This is a genomic window from Candidatus Infernicultor aquiphilus (genome assembly GCF_002784285.1).
Taxonomy (GTDB): domain Bacteria; phylum Atribacterota; class Phoenicimicrobiia; order Phoenicimicrobiales; family Phoenicimicrobiaceae; genus Infernicultor; species Infernicultor aquiphilus.
This window is the reverse complement of the sequence record NZ_PFKO01000294.1, coordinates 1-1,194: the sequence shown is the minus strand read 5'-3', so window position 1 is coordinate 1,194 and position 1,194 is coordinate 1. Positions and strand designations below refer to the sequence as shown.

The 1,194-nt window shown below is 29.3% G+C and carries 2 protein-coding genes; both read left to right on the top strand.

All coding sequences use genetic code 11. The features are described 5' to 3' along the window. Positions 1–104: 104 nt before the first annotated feature. The gene (locus tag COZ07_RS08110; protein WP_406608060.1) at positions 105–776 is read left to right on the top strand and encodes an ATP-binding protein; all 672 of its coding nucleotides are present in this window, start codon (positions 105–107) and stop codon (positions 774–776) included. Between the two features lie 256 nt (positions 777–1,032). Beyond that, on the top strand, positions 1,033–1,194 hold a 162-nt coding region (locus COZ07_RS08105; RefSeq protein ID WP_406608061.1), incomplete at its 3' end, for a GIY-YIG nuclease family protein.

Below are 1,194 nucleotides of genomic sequence, written 5' to 3'. Positions count from 1 at the left end.
ATTGCATACGCCCTTCCAAGAAAGATCAATCTTAGAAAAACATAAAGATAAACTATATTTTGATTCTCAAATCTGCAAAGAAGCCACTTTTAGAATTTATTGATATGAAGGTCTTTGGTGGAAACATAATTGCTCAAAGAGAGGATGCCTTAGAATTTGTTAAAGAACATATTAAACTACACGCAGAGATTAAAGAGACAGAAAGAGTAGAGAGATGGGAATATCCCATTGAGGCTTTAAGAGAGGCAATTACTAACGCAATATGTCATCGTAATTATAAAATTTCCAGTAATGTTCAGATAAGAATTTTTGATGATAGAGTTGAAGTATGGAGCTGTGGTTCTCTCCCAAAACCATTAACAATAGAAGATTTAAAGAAAAAGCATGATTCGGTTTTGAGAAATCCATTAATTGGGAAATGTTTCTTTTTGATTAAATATATCGAACAGTGGGGAACGGGAACTAATAGGATGATCGAAAAATGTCTAAGTTATAATTTACCTGAACCTTTATTTGAAGAAGTATCTGGGAATCTTGTGGTTACGTTTAGAGGGAAAATAACTAAGGAATATTTAGAAGATTTAAATTTAAATAAGAGGCAAATTTTAGCTGTGGAATATATTAAGAAAATCGGAAAAATTATAAACAAAAATTATAGAGAAATGTTTCCAGAAATATCCAATGAGACAGCAAGACTTGATTTAAATACAATGGTTAAAAAGAAGTTGTTGAATAAAAGGGGTGAAAAAAAAGGGGCTTACTACACTCTAAGATAATGTAAATATCCCAAATTTATCCCAAATTTATCCCAAATTATTATAAGTATTCCTATTTATGATGAGGAAGATGTAGAATATTAATTGTTTCTTAATTTTGTTTTTAATCTTGATTGGTAGATTGGCCGATTATTTTTGATTGGTCGATTGGTCGATTGGCAGATTATTTAGATTGGAGGATTTCACACTTATCAACCATAAAATCATTCGAAGACTTACCTGTCTGGCAAGACGCACGTAGGCTTAATTTAAAATAATGTTTTATACATATATTCTTATAAGTGAAAAAGATGATAAATTTTATGTTGGTTATACAGATAATTTAAAAAGAAGAATTAAAAAACATAATAATGGTGATGTTGAATCAACTAAATACAGAAGGCCATTAAAATTAATTTATTATGATGAAGTTTGCTTA

Excerpts from the sequence above, each read along its gene's own strand:
- COZ07_RS08110 (WP_406608060.1), top strand. The coding sequence starts at position 105 with ATGAAGGTCTTTGGTGGAAACATAATTGCTCAAAGAGAGGATGCCTTA.